Below are 1,004 nucleotides of genomic sequence, written 5' to 3'. Positions count from 1 at the left end.
CGCCAGCGGCGATGGCTGCTGCTGGACATAGGCGCCGTACAGCGCCGCCACTTCCTGCACCAGAACGCCGATGGACCAGCCGTCGGAGACGATGTGGTGCATCGTCAATAGCACGATGTGCTCCGACGCGCTCAGACGCAGCAGGCGCGCGCGGATCAGTGGGCCGGTGGCCAGATCGAACGCTGTCTGCGCCTCGTCCTGCACCAGCCACTGCGCCTTGGCATCGCGCTCCGCATGCGGCAATTCCGACAGATCGGTGCTCTCCAACGCCAGCTCCAGCGTGGGCACAATCACCTGCACCGGCGTGCCGTCCACGCTGGCAAAGCGCGTGCGCAGGGCTTCGTGGCGGCGCACGATCTCGTTCAACGCGCGCTGCAACGCCGTCGCGTCGAGCTGTCCGTTCAGGCGGACCGCCGCCGGAATATTGTAGAAGGCGCTGCCCGGCTCGAACTGGTCGAGGAACCACAGGCGCTGCTGCGCGAACGACAGCGGCATGCCCTCTTTGCGCTCGACCGGCGCCAGGGCCGTTACGGTCAGGCCGCGCTGTGCCGATTCCATGCGCGCCAGCAGGCCGGCGACCGTCGGTGCTTCGAACACCGCGCGCAGCGGCAGTTCGATTTCGAATGCGCCACGGATTTGCGACACCAGCTGCGTCGCCAGCAGCGAATGGCCGCCCAGTGCGAAGAAGTTGTCGTGCACGCCCACTTTGTCGAGCCGGAGCACACCGGCCCAGATGCCGGCCATGATCTCCTCGGCCGCCGTACGTGGCGCCACGTAGCCCTCCTCGCTGCGCGCCATGTCCGGCGCGGGCAAGGCTTTGCGATCCACTTTGCCGTTCGGCGTCAGCGGCATCTGCTCCAGCACCATGAAGTGGGCCGGCACCATGTATTCGGGTAGCGACGCCAGCAAGGCAGCGCGCAGTCCGGCGGGATCCGGCAGTTCTGCGTCGTCGTGCGCGACCAGATACGCCACCAGCCGCTTGTCGCCCGCCACGTCCTCGCGCG

General features: G+C 67.9%; 1 protein-coding gene. It reads right to left on the bottom strand.

Features of this window, described 5'->3' with window-relative positions; translation table 11 throughout:
* Positions 1 to 1,004, bottom strand: a 1,004-nt coding sequence (locus tag DUGA2_RS32300; protein ID WP_229214836.1) for a condensation domain-containing protein, incomplete at both ends; no start/stop codon positions are given.

This window comes from Duganella sp. HH101 (genome assembly GCF_001758795.1).
Taxonomy (GTDB): domain Bacteria; phylum Pseudomonadota; class Gammaproteobacteria; order Burkholderiales; family Burkholderiaceae_D; genus Rugamonas; species Rugamonas rivuli.
This window is presented reverse-complemented; position numbering and strand designations above follow the sequence as displayed.